Consider the following 17,776-nt stretch of genomic DNA (forward strand, 5'->3'; position numbering starts at 1 on the left):
TTTTTCGTATGGCACTACGCCTGTGGCCACAACTCCGCCGCCGAAAGACGATGAATGCGCCCGAAGCCTGCGACCAAGAGGGCCTCGACGGCGCTGAAGCGATAGAAGCGGAAATCCTTGAAATCGGCGTAGAAAGCCGTTTCCGGCCGGGCGGCCAGATATTGCGTCCGGTGCTGCGCATCGGCCGTGACCGAAACCTCGCCGAGCAGGGTGACCCGGGGGCCGGTGAGGGGTTCCTCAATGCCGCCGGTGCCGTCAAAAAGCAGCGAGGCGCGAGGACTGTTGCCGAGATTGCGCACATGGTCGGAGAGGTCCGAGAGCAGCAGCAGGGGCATGCCCGTATCGTCCAGCGCCGGCACCACGAGGCTGACGGACGGGTAATTGCCGCTCTCTCGGCTGGCCAGGGTACCGAAGGCAGCCTTGGGCAACTGCATCAATCTGATGATTTCTCTTTTTGGATCAATAGGTTCGTTCATGCCCGCAGCTCTCACTCTGGGAATCCCGCCGGGTGTTGGCGGTTTTCTGGTAGAATCTTTGCCTGCCAATCACTTGGCCTAGCAATTGTGCCGATTGCGCCCCATTTCTGTCATCATTGGCGGCAATCTTGGCAAGGTCCGCTGAATTCTATACTGGTTCGCACGCCAAGGAGGGTATCCCGTGCCGCAGACAATTGCGCTGGTTGACGACGACCGCAACATTCTCACCTCCGTGACCATCACCCTGGAGGCGGAGGGCTTTGCCGTCCGCACCTATAGCGATGGCGCCGAGGCCCTGCGCGGGCTTTCCGCGCAGCCGGTCGACCTTGCCGTGCTGGATATCAAGATGCCGCGCATGGACGGCATGGAACTGCTCGAGAAGCTGCGCAAGACCTCGTCCCTGCCGGTCATCTTCCTCACCTCGAAGGATGATGAGGTCGATGAGCTGATGGGTCTGCGCATGGGCGCCGACGACTACATCAAGAAGCCATTCTCGCAGCGCCTGCTGATCGAGCGCATCCGCAGCATCCTGCGCCGCGAGGAAAGCCGCAATACGACGGCGCAGACTGGCGAAGCGGCCATGCTGCGTGGGCCGCTGATGATGGACCCGACCCGGCATCTGTGCACCTGGGACGGCCAGCCGATCGAGCTCACCGTCACCGAGTTCCTGCTGTTGAAGGCGCTGGCGCAGCGCCCCGGCCATGTGAAAAGCCGCGACCAGCTGATGGATTCGGCTTACGGCGAAAACATCTATGTCGATGACCGCACGATCGACAGCCACATCAAGCGGCTGCGCAAGAAGTTCAAGGCGGTGATCGGCGAGTTCAACCATATCGAGACACTCTATGGCGTCGGCTATCGCTACAAAGAGAATTGATATGCCGGCAGCGCGTTCCTCACGATGAGCGAGGCTTCGCGCAGCGACGAGATCGAGCGTTGGCGCCTGCCGCTTTCTTCGACGCGGCCAGCGCCGGCCAAGAAGAAGTTCTGGGCGCGGCAACCGGCGGCGCCGGCAGAACAGCGTAGCGAGCCGGAGATAAAGCCGGCGCGGGCTCGGCCGGTACCGGAAACGCGCGCGCGCGAGGCGAAGCCTAAACAGAAGCGCCTGCCGGCATCGCGCCGGTCATTATCGCAATCGCCGCTGACCCGCCGCATCCTCGTGCTCAACATTATGGCATTGCTGGTGCCGGTGCTGGGCCTGCTCTATCTGCCGACCTATCGCGACAGCCTGCTGCAATCCGAACTGGAATTGTTGAAGACCGAAGGCTCGCTCTTTTCCGGTGCCTTGGCGGCGAGCGGTGTTGCGACCGGGGCGCTGGGTGACGAAAAGCTCGTACCTGAAACCTCGCGTCAAACCATCCGCCGTCTGGTCGATGTCTCCAAGACGCGGGCGCGGCTTTTTACGCCCGACGGAATCCTCATTGCCGACAGCTTCCTGCTCTCCGGCCCCGGCGGCATCGTCACCATCACGCCGCTGCCGCCGCTCGATCCCAATGAGAGCCTGGTGTGGAAATGGGTCGCCGGTGCCTATGATTGGGTCTTCGACCGCCTGCCCAACAGCCGTATCCTGAAGCCTTATCAGGAAGCGGCGGTGCAGAACGCCACTGACTATGAGGAAGTGGTCAAGGCGATGGGTGGCGAGGCGGCGACCTTCGTGCGTGATGCCGGCAAGGGTAAGATGATTCTGTCGGCCGCCGTACCCGTGCAGCGCTATCGGCAGGTGTTGGGTGCCTTGCTGCTGACCAAGCCCGGCGATGATATCGAAGCGACCTTGCGCGACACACGCCTCACCATTCTCGGCGTTTCCGGTATCGCGCTCGGCGTCACCGTGTTGCTCTCGCTTTATCTTGCCAGCACCATCGCCTTGCCGATCCATCGCCTCGCCGACGCGGCGGACCGCGTGCGCCGCGACAAGGGGCGCCAGAAATCCATTCCCGACCTCTCCGCGCGTGGCGACGAGATCGGCGATCTTTCCGGTGCCTTGCGCGACATGACCGAGGCCGTCTGGCGACGTATGGATGCGATCGAAGGCTTCGCGGCGGACGTGGCGCATGAGATCAAGAATCCGCTGACCTCCCTGCGCAGTGCCGTCGAGACGGTGGCGCGCGTCGAAGATCCGTTGCAGCAGAAGAAGCTGATGAGCATCATCCTCGATGACGTGCAGCGCCTGGACCGCCTCATCACCGATATCTCCGATGCCTCGCGCATCGATGCTGAGATGTCGCGCGTCGAGGCGCAGCCGGTCAATCTGCGCGACCTCGTGCTGGCGGTCGCGGACATCCACACCGCGACGGGACGGGAATCGGCACCGATCATCCGCACGCAACTGCCCGACGGCGATGCGCTGGCGGTGCTGGGAACCGAGGGACGCCTCGGCCAGGTCGTGCGCAACCTCGTTGCCAATGCCATATCTTTCAGCCCGCCAAAGGGGGGCATCCTGCTGGCGGCGCGTCGGGTCGGTCGCCAAGTGGTTCTCACGGTCGAAGACGAAGGTCCCGGCATTCCGCCTGACAAGCTCGGTGCCATTTTCGAACGCTTCTATTCCGAGCGACCCAAGGGCGAAAAATTCGGGACGCATTCGGGCCTTGGGCTCTCGATTTCCAAGCAGATCGTCGAAGCCTATGGCGGCACGCTCAAGGCCGACAATCGCAAGGATGCGGCTGGTCGGATCGTCGGCGCCCGTTTCACCGTAACCTTGCCGGCCGCGTGAGGCCGCGTTGACGACAGCATCGCTTCGCATCGACGGTGTGGCGGTTTCAATCGATGGCAAGGGCGTCCTGCTGCGTGGCCCGTCCGGCAGCGGCCGTTCGGATCTGGCGCTGCGTCTCATCGACGAGGGTGCGAAATTGATCAGCGACGAACAGGTGGAGTTGCATCGCGACGGCGAGCGTCTGCTGATCGGCGTACCGGAAGTCATGCCGGAAAGGCTCAAGGGCTATATCGAAGCCCGCGGCCTTGGCCTGGCGCAGGTGCCGCATGTCGATGTGCCTCAGTTGCTCGCTTGGGTCGTCGACATGAAGGATCGCGCCCAGATCGACCGGTTGCCGGCAGCGCAGAGCGCGGAATATCTTGGCTTGAAAGCGCCGCTGCTGAAGCTTGATCCCTTTTCATTGTCGGCCACGGCCAAGCTGCGCCTTGCAGTGCGTTGTGGTCCTGGTCATATTCTAGGTCGTGAATGATCCTGCGGAACGCCAATGTCGCAAGCTGATTCAGTTGTGCCGGTGCTGGAAGGCGGCGATGTCGATCCCCGTTCGCTGCGGCGCCATATCATTCTGGTGACGGGCCTCGCGGGCGCCGGCCGTTTGACTGCGCTCAAATGCCTTGAGGATATCGGCTACGAAGCGGTCGATAACATGCCGCTGGATCTGATCCCGCACCTGGTCGCGGGGCTCGGCCAGGCAAGCCTGCCGGCGATGAGCAAGCCGATCGCGCTCGGCATCGATTCCCGCACCAGCGGATTCTCGGGTGACGGCTTCATCGACCTGGTGCGGCAGCTGAAATCGGACAAGCGTTTCCGCGTAACGCTCGTCTTCCTCGATTGCGAGGATGAGGTCCTGCGGCGACGCTATACCGAGACGCGGCGGCGGCATCCGCTGGCCCAGGACCGGCCCGTCGGCGACGGCATCCTGCGCGAGCGGCAATTGATGCGCCCGGTGCGCACTGAGGCCGACTTGGTGCTGGATACCAGCGACACGGCCATCGGCGATCTCAAGGGTATGCTGGCGGGCCATTTTGGCCTCGCGGCGCAGCCGGATCTGGCCCTCACCATCCTGTCCTTCTCCTATAAGCAGGGGTTGCCGCGCGAGGCGGACCTGGTGTTTGATGTCCGCTTTCTGGAAAATCCCTATTATGATCCGGCACTTAGGCCATTGTCAGGGCAAGATGCGGCGGTTGGCCGCGCCATTGAGGCAGACCCAGCTTTCCCCGGTTTCTTTGCGGCCCTGACTTCCCTATTGTGGCCCCTCTTGCCGGGGTATGAGGGCGAAGGAAAGAGCTATCTGACCATCGCCATCGGTTGCACCGGCGGCCGGCATCGCTCTGTCTTCGTGGCGGGCAAGCTGGCGGACTGGCTTAGAGAGCGTGGCCGATCGGTCACGCTGCGACACCGCGATGTTGGACGCGCCGCAGGATGACGGGCGCAGTCCGCATTGAAGGCGTCGATACGGAGGGCCGCGACGGTCGCCCATGGGCAAATGGCCCGCGGCAGGCCGATGCGGTCGATCTAATTTGGGGGTATGCGTGGTTCAAACTCAACTGATCGGCATCGTCCTGGTGACGCATGGCAATCTTGCCGCCGAATTTCTCGCTGCCTTGGAGCATGTCGTCGGCAAGCAGGCCGCTGCCGTCGCTATCTGCATCGGGCCGGAAGACGATATGGAGCAGCGCCGTCGCGAGATCCTCGAGGCGGTCGCAAAATGTGATCAAGGCAAGGGCGTGGTGCTGCTGACCGACATGTTCGGCGGCACGCCGTCCAATCTCGCCATCTCGACTCTCGACAAGGCCAATGTCGAAGTTGTGGCAGGGGTCAACCTGCCGATGCTGATCAAGCTTGCCAGCGTGCGCGGCACCTTGCCACTGACCGGTGCCGTCACGGCGGCGCAGGAAGCGGGGCGCAAATATATCAACGTCGCTTCGCAGCTGCTCAAAGCCAGCGAATGCTGAAGGGGAGGTGCCGATGTCTGCCACCGACACACTCACCGCTCGCGCCCAGATCTCCAACCAGAAGGGGCTGCACGCCCGCGCGGCTGCGAAGTTCGTCAAGACGGCCGGCGCCTACAACGCTGACATCCGCGTCACCAAGGGCGAAATGGATGTAAGCGGCGGTTCTATCATGGGGCTGATGATGCTGGCCGCCAGCATCGGCACGGAGCTCGAGATTCGCGCCAACGGCAATGATGCCAGGGAAGCGATCGATGCCCTGCTCGACCTGATCAAGCGCAAGTTCGATGAAGAGTGAGGCGCAGCGACCGCCGCGCCGCAGTCAAAAAGCCGCCAGGGACAAGACCGCAGCGGGTCGCGAGGTCATGCTTGAAGGCCTTGGCGTTTCCGCCGGCATCGCTATCGGCGAGGCCCATGTCGTCGAGATCGGTGTCGTCAATGTGCCCGATTACGAAGTCGCCGAGAATGCGGTCGAAGCTGAGCTGGAACGCTTCCGCGAGGCCTTGGCCAAGTCCGAACGCCAGCTGCGCAAGCTGAAGAAGAAGAGTGCCGAACTTCACGGCGCAGCGGCCGAAGAACTCGAGTTCCTGCTCGACGCGCATATGCAGATGCTGTCCGGCTCGCGCATCGTGCGCGGGGTCGAAAAGCGCATCACCGAGACGCAACAGAACGCCGAGGCTGCCGTGCAGGCCGAAATCAATTCGGTCGCGCATGATTTCGAGCATCTCAACGACCCCTATCTTTCCGCCCGGGCCAAGGATGTGCGCGAAGTCGGTGACCGGCTGTTGCGCAACCTTACCAAGACGCCCTTCGAAGCCTTCAAGCACCTGCCCGAAGGCGCCATCGTCATCGCCGAGGAGTTGACGCCGGCCGATACGGCGCTGCTCGATCCGAAGCGCATTCATGGTTTTGCCACCGAACTGGGCGGTGCGGAAAGCCATACCGCGATCATGGCACGCTCGCTGGCATTGCCGGCAGTGCTGGGCCTAGCTGGGCTTTCCACGGCGGTTGTGACCGGCGACACCATCATCATCGATGGCGCCGGCGGCCGCATCTTCATCAACCCGACGCCATCGCGCCTGGAAGAGTTCCATCGCCGCCAGTTGGAGTTGGAGAAGACCGAGCGCATTCTTTCGCGCCTCAAGAAATTGCCGGCCGTCACTCGCGACGGCCAGCGCATCGGCATGCTGGTCAATCTCGAATTGCCGCGCGAACTGGACATGGCGCTGGCCGCGGGGGCCGAAGGCGTCGGCCTGTTGCGCTCCGAATTCCTCTATATGAACCGCGCTGATCTTCCCACAGAAGACGAGCAGGTCGAAGCTTATCGCGCCATTGTCGAGGGCATGGACGGAAAGCCCGTCACCATCCGCACGCTCGATGTCGGCGGTGACAAGCTGGCGCCCTCGTTGCGGGAACGTCTGGGCGATGCGGCCAATCCGGCCCTGGGCCTGCGCGCCATTCGCCTGGGCTTGCAGGAGCGAGGCCTCCTCGAAACACAGTTGGCCGCGATTCTGCGCGCCAGCGCCTTCGGCCCGGTCCGTATTCTGTTGCCGATGATCTCGTCACTCGGCGAAGTGAAGCAGGTGCGCGAGATCCTGCTGCAGGTGGCCAAACGCCTGAAGCGCCGCGGCGTCAAGATGGCGGAGACACCACCGCCGATGGGCGTCATGATCGAAGTGCCGGGAGCGGCACTTGCCGCCGATGCGCTGGCGCAGGTCTCGGATTTCTTCGCCGTCGGGTCGAACGACCTCACCCAGTACACGTTGGCCATCGATCGCGGCGAGGAGCAGGTGGCGCATCTTTACAATCCGCTGCATCCGGCGGTTCTGCGCCTGATCCAGTTTGCCACCGAAGCGGCCTTGCGCGCGCGTATTCCCATCAGCGTCTGCGGCGAAATCGCCGGCGATCCGAAATTCGCGCCGCTGCTGCTGGGCCTCGGCATCCAGGATCTGTCCATGGCGCCGGTCAACCTGCCGCGCGTCAAGCAGCGCATCCGCAACATTGACTATGTGGCAGCGACGCGCTGCGCCCGGCTGATCATGGATCAGTGGGACAGCGGCCGCATCGCCATGCTGCTCGACGATTTCAACGCCCTGGCGGTCTGACGCGACCCGGCGATGCGCCGCCTTCTCAAATGGACGTCTATTGCCATCATCGGTGGCGGCTTGTCGTACGTCCTGGCCGCCATCCTGCTGGGTCTGGTTCCCGGCCATGCACGGGCCGTCATTGGCCCGCGCGACTACAGCTTCTATGCCTGCGACAACGGCGTTCATGTCGATCTCGTCCTGCCGGCGGCGGGTGGCGGGCGTGACTGGTTCAGCTATTTCCCGCCGCAGGACTTCGCCGGAGACATCACGACCGCGAGCCATGTCGCGCTGGGTTGGGGTGCGCGGGGCTTTTATGCCAGCACCAGGGAATGGGGCGACATCCGACCGGGCCCGGTCCTCAGCGCGCTCACCTGGCGCGACAGCAGCGTGCTCCATGTGAGCTATAGCGGCGATCCCGCGGGAAGGGAAAATTGCCGGGAGGTGCGGACAGATGTTGCCGGGAGCGCCGCGCTGTTTGCCTTCATTGATGCCAGCCTGGCCGGGCGACCGCACCGCGAGGACCTTCCTGGCTACGGGCCTGATGATGCCTTCTATAGCGCTGTCGGCCATTACTCCCTGTTCCGGACCTGCAATGTCTGGACGGCCGAGGCGCTGCAGGCGTCTGGACAGCGAATGGCGCTCTGGTCGCCATTTTCTTTCCAGGTAATGGGACTGATCGAGCAGGAATAGGTCTTATTCCCCAGCTATCTCAATGATTTGGTAGGTTTATCGACGCTATAAAAGCAAGGCTTGCCGGGCGCTTTGCGGGCTGCTATACGGCGGCATATAAATAAATCTTTATCTGATGGAGACGCTCACATGGCCGCCGCCCAAGACTACAAAGTGAAAGATATCAGCCTCGCCGAATGGGGCCATAAGGAGATCGCCATCGCCGAGACGGAGATGCCGGGCCTCATGTCGCTGCGCGCCGAGTTCGGCAAGAAGCAGCCGCTCAAAGGCGCCCGTATCGCTGGCTGCCTGCACATGACCATTCAGACGGCCGTGCTGATCGAAACGCTGGTGGCCTTGGGCGCCGAAGTGCGCTGGTCGTCCTGCAACATCTTCTCGACGCAGGACCATGCCGCTGCCGCCATCGCCGACAAGGGCATTCCCGTCTTCGCCTGGAAGGGCATGTCGGAAGAGGAATTCTGGTGGTGCATCGAGGCGACCATCACGGGTCCGGGCGGCTGGAAGCCCAACATGATCCTCGACGACGGCGGCGATCTCACCCAGATCATGCATGACAAGTATCCGGACATGCTGAAGGAGATCAAAGGCATCTCCGAAGAGACCACGACCGGTGTCCATCGCCTCTATCAGATGCAGAAGGACGGCTCGCTCAAGGTTCCGGCGATCAACGTCAACGACAGCGTCACCAAGTCGAAGTTCGACAACAAATATGGCTGCCGCGAGAGCCTGGTCGACGCCATCCGTCGCGCCACCGACGTCATGATGGCCGGCAAGGTCGCGGTCGTTGCCGGTTTCGGCGACGTGGGCAAGGGTTCGGCCGAGAGCCTGCGCCATGCCGGCTGCCGCGTGCTGGTGACCGAAGCCGACCCGATCTGTGCCCTGCAGGCCGCCATGGAAGGCTATGAGGTCACGACGATGGAAGATGCCGCCACCCGTGGCGATATCTTCGTCACCGCCACCGGCTGCGTCGACGTCATCACCGTCGATCATATGCGAGAAATGAAGGACCGGGCGATCGTCTGCAATATCGGCCACTTCGACAGCGAAATTCAGATCGCGGGCCTGCGCAACTTCAAATGGCACAATGTGAAGCCGCAAGTGGACGAGGTCGAATTCCCGACCGGACGCCGCATCCTGGTGCTGGCCGAAGGCCGCCTGGTCAATCTGGGCTGCGCCACCGGCCATCCCAGCTTCGTCATGTCCGCCTCCTTCACCAACCAGGTGCTGGCGCAGATCGAGCTGTGGACCAACCATAAGTCCTACAAGAACGAAGTCTATGTGCTGCCCAAGCATCTCGATGAGAAAGTGGCCTTCCTGCATCTCGAGAAGGTCGGCGCCAAGCTCACCAAGCTCAGCGACAAGCAGGCTGCCTATCTGGGTGTTGCCCAGGCCGGTCCGTTCAAGCCGGAACATTACCGTTACTGATGCTGCGATAATCTAGAATGGCATAGGGCGCCCCGTCGGTTCGGCTGGGCGCCCTTTTCATTTCCGCCCTGCCGGCCGATGGGCGACTTGTCACCTGAATCGCTCACCCGTACAGTGCTGCCCCATGGGCGACTCGCTGCTTCTCTGGATGGGCGTGGGATTGTTGGGAGCCGGCTTGGCTGCGGCCGCTGCCCAGGCTTGGCGCTTTGCCAGTGCCAGACGCCACCTCGAAACCCAGCTTGCTGAGGCCAGGGCCGAGATTGCCGCCCGCGACCGGATGATCGCTGCGGCCGAAGCGCAATGGGCAACGGCACCATTGGCGCATATCGCATGGGAAAAGGGCGGTCGCGCCACTGTCGATGGGCTGGCGCGGCAATGGCTGCGTCTGCCGGAGGGCGATTGCACCCGCGCCGACCTCGTGGCTGGGATGAAGCCAGCCGATCAGGCGGAACTGCTCAATGCCATCATGTCGCTGGAGAAGGAGGCGCGCGGTTTCACGTTCGTGGCGAGTCCGGGTGCCGGCATGCGGCTGTACTGGGTCGGCGCGCACAGCGGCGATCTATGCCATCTGTGGCTCAGCGACATCTCGGACATCGTCGACCCGCTCGAGCAAGCCTCGGGCCATGCGTTGAAGACGGCCGCCTCGCTGGCGCAGCTGCTCGAGCAATTGCCCTATCCCGTGTGGCGGCGCGGCACCGACCTCGCCATCGCCTGGTGCAATCCGGCCTTTGCGCATATTCACGACCTGCCTGTCGAACGTATCATCGGCGAAGGCCGCGAGATCAATGCCGCGGCCAAAGCGCTGGCCAAGCGCGCGCAGCGCGTGGGGTTGGCTCAGTCGGAAAGCCAGCAGCTGGTCGTCAAGGGCCAGCGGCGCCTCTACGATCTCACCGAAGTGCCGCTGCCTGACGGCACCGTCATCGGCTTTGCGCTCGACCAGACGCAGCTTGAAGAAAGCCATGCGGAACTGGCTCGCCACATCGCCGCGCATGATGATGTGCTGCAGGCATTGGGGACCGGCATCGTCATTTTCGGCCCCGACAAGAGGGTCAAATTCTTCAACACGGCGTTCCGGGAGATGTTCAATCTCGATGCCGGCTTCCTGCGCCTCGAACCCAGCGTCGACCAGGTGCTCGACATGCTGCGCGAGCGGCGGCAGATACCCGAACAGGCGGATTTCCGCTCCTTCAAGCAGGAGTGGAGCCGGCAAGTCATGTCGGTGATCGCGCCGTTCGAGGATCTGATGCATGTGCCGAGCGGTGCTACCTACCGCATGCTGGCATCGCCTCATCCCTTCGGCGGCGTCATCCTCACCTTTGAGGACGTGACCGACAAGCTGGCGCTCGAGCGGAACTATAATACGCTGATCGAGGTGCAGAAGGAGACCATCGACCATCTCTTCGAAGGTATTGCCGTGTTCGGTGGTGATGCCCGGCTGAAGCTCTACAATCCGGCGTTTGAGCGATTGTGGAATCTGAAGCCGGAAGATCTTGAAGGTGAGCCGCATGTCCGCCAGATCGTCGAGGCGGTGAAGCCGTTCTTCGAAAGCAAGCCGAACTGGGAAGAGCTGCGGCGGCGCATCGTCTCCAATATCGGCGAGCGTGAGGTGAAGAACTGGCGCCTTGAACGCATCGACGGCAAGATCATCGATATCGCCGCCATTCCCCTGGCCGATGGCGGTCGGCTTTTCAAATATACCGACGTCACCGACAGCATCAACATGGAGCGCGCGCTCACCGAACGCAACGAGGCGCTGGTGGCGGCTGACCGCCTGAAGTCGGAATTCATTGCCAACGTCTCTTACGAATTCCGCACGCCGCTCAACGCCATCATCGGCTATGCGGAACTGCTGGCGCGGCAGTACTTCGGCGAAATGAACGAGCGGCAACTCGAATACGCCTCGGCCATTCTGGATTCGGCGCAGAACCTCATCCTGATGATCGGCGACGTGATCGACGTAGCGGCGATCGAAGCAGGTTATATCCACCTCGAACCAACCAAGGTCGATGTCAGGCAGCTTACCGAATCCATTGCACGGCTGTTCCAGCAGCGGGCGCGTTCACGCAACATCGAACTGGTGATCGACGCGGATAATGATGCCGGCGTGATCAGCGCCGATCCGCAGCGCCTCAAACAGGCGCTGGGCAATCTGCTCAGTGCCGCGATCGGCGCTGCACCTGGCGGGCGCACCATCATCGTGAAGGCCGCGCGGGGCGAGGAAACGCTGGATATCAGTGTCGCCGTGCAGGGTGCGCAGGATGATTTCGGCGTCGATGTCGGTCCGGATTCTGATTCCTCGCAGGCTCGCAGCTCGACGCGGGGCCTGGGTGTAGCCCTGGCCCGGACGCTCATCGAAATGCATGGCGGACGGCTGGTGACCGAGACCGGCCCGCAGGGGCGCCGCATCGTTTGCGCGCTGCCGCTGAACGGCGCCTAGCGCTCACCCAGCGTAGCACCGCCGAGAATGGTCTCGAGTGCTGCAATGAGACTCTGGCGGGTCACCGTCGTCTTGGTCAGATAGCCGCTGATATCGTAGCGCGCTCTTATCATCTCTTCCGGCGCCTGGCCCGGCTGTCCCGTGTGGAGCAGGACGGGTAGCGTCTGCGTATGGGGCCGCGTCCGCATTTCGTCGAGCAGCGTCAAGCCCGCATCCACGGTCTCCATGACGACGTCCAGCAGCATCAGGTCGACCGGATTCGCGCTGCTCTCAAGTGTACGCCGGGCGTCCGCCGCCGAGCTGCAATGGGTCAACCGCAGCGGCCGGTCATGAATTCTGACCATCATCAGGGCCAGTTCGATGGCCCGGTGCACCTCAGAATCGTCGTCGACGATCATGATGGACCAGGGCCGCACGGATTTCTGGCTGATATCGGATTCTTCCTGTTCGTCGAACGCGAACAGATCGTCATCGGTCTGCGGCATCAGCCGCAGGATTGCCCATTGTGCCGTTGCATCGCCGTCCGCGATGGGGGCTTGCGGCGGCAAGGTCATGCGCGCTTTCCCTGATCCGGTGCGATTGTGGCGATTGGCGTGACGCGCGGGATCACGATAGAGAACGTGGTGCCGCGGCCCAGTTCGCTCTCGACGGCAATGGATCCCGCCAGCACATCTGTGACGATATTGTGAACGATGTGGAGGCCGAGCCCGCTGCCGCCTTGGCCGAGCTTCGAGGTGAAGAACGGATCGAATATGCGCCCGAGAACGGTGGCCGCCATGCCCGCGCCATTGTCAGCCACGTCAAGTTGCAGAGCCTGTCCGTCGATGGCCCTGGCCTTGATCGAAATCCGGCGCGATGAGGTCTTGTCGGCGGCATCCTTGGAGAAGGCGTGTACGAGGGCATTGTTGATGAGATTGGTCAGAACCTGCCCGAGCGGTCCGGGATAGGAATCGAGCACCAGATCCGGCGCGACTGAAACTTCGGGATGCACCGCGGCGCGCTTCAGGCTGGGATGCATGGTCGTGAGGATCTCGTCGACCACCTCGGTCAGCTGGAATTGCCGGCGCTGGGAACTGGTCTGGTCGACCGCCACCTGTTTGAAGCTTTGGATGAGGTTGGCGACACGCTCGATATTGCGGTTCGCAATATCGACACCTAGCTTGACCTGCCGCACAAATCCGTCGAGCGCCGTCCGGCTGAGTTTGCCATTCACTTGCGGCTCGAATTCCTGGATGGCGCCGACAAGGGTGGATGTGGCGAGGCTGGCATTGCCGACCGGCGTGCTGATTTCGTGCGCGACACCGGCTACCAAGCTGCCGAGCGACGCGAGCTTCTCGGCGCGCATCAGGCCTTCCATGGCGGTCTGCAGTTCCGCCGTCCGCTCGGCCACCAGGCGTTCTAGGTCGTCATTGAGGCGACGTTGTGCCGCCTCCGCTTGCCGCCGGATCGTGATGTCCTCGACGATGGTCCATTTGAACTCCTGCCCATCCGGCCCTGATACGAGCACCGTTACCGTCGAGACCGGCACCAGCGATCCATCCTTGCGGTAGTAGGCCTTCTCATAGGCGGGGATCAGGCCGGTTTCCTTCAATCTCTGCAAGCGGGCAGGCTCATCACCCAGGAATTCCGCCGATATCAGGTCGTAGCAGGTTTTCTTGGTGATCTCGTCGCGGTCATAGCCGACGATTGCCAGAAAGGCATCGTTTGCCTCGATGTCCCGACCGTCCATACTTTGTAGATTGATACCGAGCGGACTCAACGCGAACAACGAACGAAGCTTCTCCTCGCTCGCGCGGAGTTGTTCTTCGCTGAGCAATTGATCCGTGATGTCGTGCTGTACGCCGAGAATGCCGGTGACATTGTCGGCATCATCGAGGAGCGGTACTTTGCTGACGTCGATCCAGCTTTGCACGCCATTCGCACCGAGATAGGACTGGCGGACGCTGACTTCAGCCTGCTTCGTCGCCATGACGCGCCGGTCCATCTCATCATTGAGGCGATCCTGCGGCCCCCGGTACCAATCCGGATCGAGGTCGGTCTTACCTAGGACAGCGGCGGTGTCGCGGAGGCCCGCCGCCTGAGCGAATTGTGCATTGCATCCGACATAGGTCGAGTGACGATCTTTCCAATAGACTCGGCTGGGAATGGCGTCGAGCACGGAGCGCAGCATACGCTGAGAATTCTTGGCGCTCTGTTCGGCTTCCTTGATATCGGTCACGTCGTGTACCGAGGTGAGGAGCGCATCGACTCCGTTATACTCGAAGGTGCGCCCCCAAAGGACGCATTGTCGAATGTTCGCGCCGCGCCTCTTTATCTGCACCGGCATCGACTTTACTTCGCCATTCTCGCGGACTTGCTTCAGCATGGCGTTGCGTTCATTGATATCGGCCCACACATCCAGATCGATCGTCGTGCGGCCCATGGCCTCGGCGCGGGTATAACCGGTGATCTGTATGAAGCCAGGGTTGAGTTCCAGGATCCTACCATCGGACAGGGCGGTGATAAGAATGGCGTCCGGCGATTGCAGCAACACGCGGGACAGCATCTCTTCGGACTGCCGCAGGCGCGACGATACGCGGTTCCTTTCAGTCACATCGGACGCAATGCCGAGAAATCCGCTGATATTGCCCGATTGATCGCGGATTGCCGTTATCGACAGCAGGACGGTAAATCGACGGCCATCGCGGTGGATATAGGTCCACTCCTCTTCGTTGGACTCACCCGCGAGGGTCTTGGCCGTGAAGACACTGAAGCCTGGTTGATGCGCCTGGTGCAGGTCGACGGATAGGCGAGCGGCCCGGACCTGAACTTCGATCGGATCGTGAAAGATGGCGGGTGTGGTCCTGTTGACGATTTCTGCGGAGCGATAGCCGAGCATCTGCTCTGCCGCTCGATTGAAGAAGGTAATGGTACCGTTGAGATCAGTGGCGATGACCGCGTAGGCGACATTTTCCAGGATGGCCGACTGCAAGGCAGCGGTTTGCGCCGATTTCCTTTCCAGCGCCAATTTCTGTCGATTGACGGCGGTGAGGGCGAGATAGCTGCAAAGACCGCGAGCCAGAGCAAGGTCGGCCGGTTGCCAGGGCGATGCCGCGCCGGTGCGCTCGAAGCTCAGCAAGCCCACATCGGTGCCGGAGACTCGGATGACATGCTCCAGCAGCGACGTGATGCCGAATTGTCGCAGATATCCATCGTGGACCCCCGTGAGGCGGTGGTCATCCATCGCATTGTCGCTGACAATATGGGTGGCCAGTTGCAGGGCTGCCAGTTCGTCCCTGATGTTGTCGATGGGCAGTTCGGTGTCAGGACACCTTTTCCCGGTGGCACTGTCGAGGCGCACGATGCTGCGCAGATGAGTGCGTTCCGGATTGAGCATCCAGACGCTGACATAGCGGGCCTCGACCAGTCGGAGCGCACGTTCGCATATGATGAGGGCGACGGCGTCTAGGTCGCCTTGTTGAACTTCCGGCAGGCGCGCCAGATCTGCCAGGAAGGCGATTGTGTCGGTGGAAACCGTTGCGCGTTCGTCTGGCCGGCCGAATGCCAAGCTCACCAGCGCACCTAATTCGCCAGGTCCGGCAGCAACAGGATGACGCGGGTGCCGCCACCCTCGCGGTCCTTGATCGAAATGCGGCCGCCCATCATGGCCATGAGATGCCGGCAGATGGTCAGCCCGAGACCCAATCCGCTCGCATCCTTGGTCAAAACCTCCTGGCCGATGGAGAACGGTTCATCGAGATTCTCCTTGATTGACTTCGGGATTCCAGGCCCGTGATCGTGCACGGAGATGCTGAGTGTGTGATCGCCATAGCTCCAATCGACGGAGACCGTTTCGCCGCGCGGCGAGTAGCGCAGCCCATTGGAGATGACGTGGCCGAGAACTTTGCTGAGCGAACTGCGGTCCAGGACGCAGACGTGGTCCCGATCGCCGCTCTTGACCACAAGCTTGAGTCCCAACCGGGTCGCTTCGCCAAGATACAGTTCCTGCTGGTAATCGATCAGTTCCTGGATGTTGACCGGTTCCGCCAGCAATTGGCGCTTGCGGGAATCGAGTTGGCTGAAATCGAGGATATCGTCGACCAGCACGGTGAGGCGCCTGCCGGCTTCCAGGACGTCCTCAATATAGGCCGGCGGCACTGGGCGTCCCTCATTGAGGGCCCGCAGCGACAGTTCGCTGAAACCGACGATGGCGTTGAGCGGCGTGCGCAATTCGTGACTGACGCTGGCGAGAAAGCGCGACTTGGCCTGGGCGGCGCTCAGCGCCGCTTCGCGCTGTTCCAGATAATCGATATTGAGAACTTCAAGGTCGCGCGTTATCCGCTCCAGCCGGTGATTGGCCTCGATCAGCTGGCGCAGCCGATCGAAAGCGCGCAAGGCGGTCGCTACCGACGTGAAGAGCCGCACGCGGGACAGTTCCGATTTGGTGCGATAGTCGTCGATATCGTAATCGCGAATGATGTCGTGTTCCGGGGCATAGCCGGGATGCCCGGTGCGCAGGATGATGCGCGGTGCCGACAGGTCCAGCTTCTCGCGGATGGTGCGGACCAGGCGCAAACCAGCGTCATCAGATTCCATGACCACGTCGAGCAGGATCACGGCAATGTCGTTGAACTTGGTGAGTACCTCCTCGGCTTCCGCCGCGGAGTATGCGTGGAGAAAGTTCAAGGAGCGATTGAGGACGATTTCATTGCCGAGGGCAAATTCGGTGGTGAGATGCACATCCGGGTCGTCATCAACGATCAGAATCTGCCAGCAATCGGCGCAAGCCGGCGCAATGCCGACTTCGTCACCCATTGTCGCTGCCGGATCGGCCTTGACTGGAGCCACCGTGGTCAAGATTGGAAACCCGTTATGCCCATGCGTTTTGGGCGCCGAACCGCCTGTCCAGTGCCCGTCTTCAAAATCACCTTGGCAAAAGAGTGTTAAGGCAAAATAAAGACGCGCTGCGGCAAAAAGCTTAAGAATAATGGCCTATTAGCCGGTCAGGAACCCGGTACGCCTTTCGATGTAGAATACTCGAAATGAAGGGCCTCATTCGGGTGCAGCAGGGGGTGGGCGGCATGGGCTGCCATCGCAGCTTCGGCAAAGCCGCAGAGAATCAGTTTGAGCTTGCCGGGGTAGGTTGCGATGTCGCCGATAGCGAAAATTCCCGGCGCACTGGTGGCGCAATTCTGCGGATTGACGGTGATGTGATTGCGCTCGAGGTTGAGGCCCCAACTGGCGATCGGCCCCAGATTCATGGCCAGGCCGAAGAAGGGCAGCAATGTATCGGCCTCAAGCCGTCGAATCTCGCCTTCCATCGTCGCTACATTGACCGCACTGAGACGGCCGGAAGCCCCTTCCAGGCTGTGCAGCTGATACGGCACCACCAGCTCGACCTTGTCGGTTTTGGCCAGGGCTTCCATGCGGGCAACCGATTCAGGGGCGCCGCGGAATTTCGGGCGGCGATGGATCACATAGATCTTCTCGGCAATGTCGGCGAGCGAGATGGTCCAGTCGAGTGCTGAATCGCCGCCGCCGGCAATGACGATGCGTTTGCCGCGGAAGTCCTCACGCCGCTTGACCAGATAGAAGACACTTTTGCCCTCATACTCTGCCAGATGGTCGAGCGGGGGGCGGTTGGGGCCGAAGGCGCCGCAGCCGGCGGCGATAATGACCGCCTTGGTGTCGATCTTCGTGCCGGTATTGGTTTCGACCAGCCAGCGATCGCCGGTTTGTGTCACCTTCTCGACCTGCTGGTCCAGATGATAGGTGGGATGGAAGGGGGCCGCCTGTTCCTCCAGCTTCTGGATCAAGGCTGCGGCATCGATCGACGGATAGCCCGGGATGTCATAGATCGGCTTTTCCGGATACATGGCGACGCATTGGCCACCTGTGCTTTCCAGGGCATCGATCACATGGCAGCGCATTTTCAGCATGCCGCATTCAAACACGGCAAAGAGGCCGACCGGCCCCGCCCCGATGATGACCACATCGGTCTGTTGAACTGCACTCATGGCAAC

General features: G+C 61.9%; 15 protein-coding genes. 10 read left to right on the forward strand and 5 right to left on the reverse strand.

The features are described from left to right. Positions 1–14: 14 nt before the first annotated feature. Positions 15–476, reverse strand: a complete 462-nt coding sequence (locus tag ACE3OA_RS03185) for a pyridoxamine 5'-phosphate oxidase family protein (RefSeq protein WP_374307792.1) — start codon at positions 474–476, stop codon at positions 15–17. A 181-nt stretch (positions 477–657) separates the two neighbouring features. Here ACE3OA_RS03185 and ACE3OA_RS03190 point away from each other — a divergent pair, with 181 nt between their 5' ends. The 10 genes from ACE3OA_RS03190 (at position 658) to ACE3OA_RS03235 (ending at position 11,774) form a co-directional block, all read left to right on the forward strand. Beyond that, a complete protein-coding gene (locus ACE3OA_RS03190) occupies positions 658–1,353 on the forward strand; it encodes a response regulator transcription factor (protein ID WP_374307794.1) in 696 nt (231 codons plus the stop codon). A gap of 24 nt (positions 1,354–1,377) precedes the next feature. Next, positions 1,378–3,186, forward strand: a complete 1,809-nt coding sequence (locus ACE3OA_RS03195) for a stimulus-sensing domain-containing protein (RefSeq protein ID WP_374307796.1) — start codon at positions 1,378–1,380, stop codon at positions 3,184–3,186. Positions 3,187–3,193: 7 nt separating this feature from the next. Then, entirely contained in the window at positions 3,194–3,655 is a 462-nt protein-coding gene (locus ACE3OA_RS03200) for an HPr kinase/phosphorylase (protein ID WP_374307798.1), read from the forward strand. Between the two features lie 15 nt (positions 3,656–3,670). Next, positions 3,671–4,609, forward strand: a complete 939-nt coding sequence (rapZ, locus tag ACE3OA_RS03205) for an RNase adapter RapZ (protein ID WP_374307800.1) — start codon at positions 3,671–3,673, stop codon at positions 4,607–4,609. Between the two features lie 121 nt (positions 4,610–4,730). After that, entirely contained in the window at positions 4,731–5,138 is a 408-nt protein-coding gene (locus tag ACE3OA_RS03210; protein WP_374309202.1) for a PTS sugar transporter subunit IIA, read from the forward strand. A 13-nt stretch (positions 5,139–5,151) separates the two neighbouring features. Then, entirely contained in the window at positions 5,152–5,433 is a 282-nt protein-coding gene (locus tag ACE3OA_RS03215) for an HPr family phosphocarrier protein (RefSeq protein ID WP_374307802.1), read from the forward strand. A gap of 67 nt (positions 5,434–5,500) precedes the next feature. Beyond that, positions 5,501–7,240 (forward strand): phosphoenolpyruvate--protein phosphotransferase, encoded by a 1,740-nt coding sequence (ptsP, locus tag ACE3OA_RS03220; RefSeq protein ID WP_374307804.1) that lies wholly within the window; start codon positions 5,501–5,503, stop codon positions 7,238–7,240. Positions 7,241–7,252: 12 nt separating this feature from the next. Beyond that, positions 7,253–7,912, forward strand: a complete 660-nt coding sequence (locus tag ACE3OA_RS03225; protein ID WP_374307806.1) for a TIGR02117 family protein — start codon at positions 7,253–7,255, stop codon at positions 7,910–7,912. Positions 7,913–8,041: 129 nt separating this feature from the next. Beyond that, on the forward strand, positions 8,042–9,337 hold the full coding sequence (ahcY, locus tag ACE3OA_RS03230; RefSeq protein WP_374307808.1) for an adenosylhomocysteinase: 1,296 nt from the start codon (positions 8,042–8,044) through the stop codon (positions 9,335–9,337). 175 nt (positions 9,338–9,512) lie between these two features. After that, positions 9,513–11,774 carry a PAS-domain containing protein gene (locus ACE3OA_RS03235; protein ID WP_374307810.1) on the forward strand — a complete coding sequence of 754 codons (2,262 nt, stop codon included), beginning with the start codon at positions 9,513–9,515 and terminating at the stop codon, positions 11,772–11,774. Here the strand turns inward: ACE3OA_RS03235 and ACE3OA_RS03240 are convergent. The 4 genes from ACE3OA_RS03240 to ACE3OA_RS03255 form a co-directional block, all read right to left on the reverse strand. Next, positions 11,771–12,328 (reverse strand): response regulator, encoded by a 558-nt coding sequence (locus ACE3OA_RS03240; protein ID WP_374307812.1) that lies wholly within the window; start codon positions 12,326–12,328, stop codon positions 11,771–11,773. The two genes, ACE3OA_RS03235 and ACE3OA_RS03240, sit on opposite strands and share 4 nt — an antisense overlap. Beyond that, complete coding sequence (locus ACE3OA_RS03245; RefSeq protein WP_374307814.1) at positions 12,325–15,327, reverse strand: PAS domain S-box protein; 3,003 nt, start codon at positions 15,325–15,327, stop codon at positions 12,325–12,327. The genes ACE3OA_RS03240 and ACE3OA_RS03245 overlap by 4 nt, the downstream gene beginning before the upstream one ends. Before the next feature lie 8 nt (positions 15,328–15,335). Beyond that, positions 15,336–16,601: an ATP-binding protein gene (locus ACE3OA_RS03250; RefSeq protein ID WP_374309204.1), complete on the reverse strand. Its 1,266-nt coding sequence runs from the start codon at positions 16,599–16,601 to the stop codon at positions 15,336–15,338. 155 nt (positions 16,602–16,756) lie between these two features. Next, positions 16,757–17,770: an NAD(P)/FAD-dependent oxidoreductase gene (locus ACE3OA_RS03255; RefSeq protein WP_374307816.1), complete on the reverse strand. Its 1,014-nt coding sequence runs from the start codon at positions 17,768–17,770 to the stop codon at positions 16,757–16,759. Positions 17,771–17,776: the final 6 nt, after the last annotated feature.

Origin of the sequence: Dongia sp., assembly GCF_041906375.1 — a bacterium.
Taxonomy (GTDB): Bacteria; Pseudomonadota; Alphaproteobacteria; order Dongiales; family Dongiaceae; genus Dongia.

Coding starts and splice junctions, on each gene's coding strand:
- ACE3OA_RS03225 (WP_374307806.1), top strand. CDS start 7,253: ATGCGCCGCCTTCTCAAATGGACGTCTATTGCCATCATCGGTGGCGGC.
- ACE3OA_RS03215 (WP_374307802.1), top strand. CDS start 5,152: ATGTCTGCCACCGACACACTCACCGCTCGCGCCCAGATCTCCAACCAG.
- ACE3OA_RS03255 (WP_374307816.1), bottom strand. CDS start 17,770: ATGAGTGCAGTTCAACAGACCGATGTGGTCATCATCGGGGCGGGGCCG.
- ACE3OA_RS03185 (WP_374307792.1), bottom strand. CDS start 476: ATGAACGAACCTATTGATCCAAAAAGAGAAATCATCAGATTGATGCAG.
- ptsP (WP_374307804.1), top strand. CDS start 5,501: ATGCTTGAAGGCCTTGGCGTTTCCGCCGGCATCGCTATCGGCGAGGCC.
- rapZ (WP_374307800.1), top strand. CDS start 3,671: ATGTCGCAAGCTGATTCAGTTGTGCCGGTGCTGGAAGGCGGCGATGTC.
- ahcY (WP_374307808.1), top strand. CDS start 8,042: ATGGCCGCCGCCCAAGACTACAAAGTGAAAGATATCAGCCTCGCCGAA.
- ACE3OA_RS03240 (WP_374307812.1), bottom strand. CDS start 12,328: ATGACCTTGCCGCCGCAAGCCCCCATCGCGGACGGCGATGCAACGGCA.
- ACE3OA_RS03195 (WP_374307796.1), top strand. CDS start 1,378: ATGAGCGAGGCTTCGCGCAGCGACGAGATCGAGCGTTGGCGCCTGCCG.